Raw genomic sequence first — 796 nt, forward strand, 5'->3', positions numbered from 1 at the left:
TGAAGTTCCACCCTGCAGTTGGACACTGTCCGTTTACGCCGCCAAGGCGTGACCCTGCTGGTGTCGTTGTCGGGTCTCGAGTGGGGTGAGGTAGCCCCACTCGGGGTGTTTGCGCAGGCGCCTGCGGTTGTAGAAGGTCTCGATGAACGCGAAGACCTCCGCTCGGGCGGTGGCGCGGTCCGGCCAGCTCCGGGTGCCGATCTCCTCCTTCAACACGGCGAAGAAGCTCTCAGCGGCAGCGTTATCGTAACAGGAGCCGACTCGTCCCATCGACTGCCTCATGTCCAACTTGCTTATCTCGGTTCGGAATTCAGCCGACGTATATTCGCTTCCGCGGTCCGAGTGGAAAATGCAGCCACGCTCCAGGCCGCCGCGTCCGGCCGCCATCCGCAACGCGGCCACCGGCAGCTCGGCGCGGTGGTGGTCGGCCATCGCGTAGCCGACGACCTCGCGGGTGGCCAGATCGATGCAGGTGGCCAGGTAGAGCCAGCCTTCCTCGGTCGGCAAGCAGGTCATGTCGCCGACCAGCCGCACTCCGGGGCGGAGCGCGGTGAAGTCGCGCCCTATCAGGTCCGGGACGAACACCGGCTTGCGGGCCTGGCGGGTCAGGCCACGGCGCCGACGACGGGTGACGCCCGTGATGCCGCGCTCGCGCATGATCCGCTCGACCTTCTTCCGGTTGACGGCGCGACCTTGGCGGCGCAGTTCATGCACGCGCGGGACACCGTAGGCACCCCTGGAAGCGAGGTGGATCACGCTGATCTCGGCCGCGAGGAGTTCCTCCTCGCGCAGGCGG

At 67.2% G+C, this 796-nt stretch carries 1 protein-coding gene; it reads right to left on the reverse strand.

What is annotated here, in order from left to right; translation table 11 throughout:
* Positions 1–33 precede the first annotated feature (33 nt).
* Positions 34–796, reverse strand: a 763-nt coding sequence (locus ABD369_RS40780; RefSeq protein WP_344641686.1) for an IS3 family transposase, incomplete at its 5' end; no start/stop codon positions are given.

Origin of the sequence: Kitasatospora cystarginea (assembly GCF_039533515.1) — a bacterium.
Lineage (GTDB): Bacteria > Actinomycetota > Actinomycetes > Streptomycetales > Streptomycetaceae > Kitasatospora > Kitasatospora cystarginea.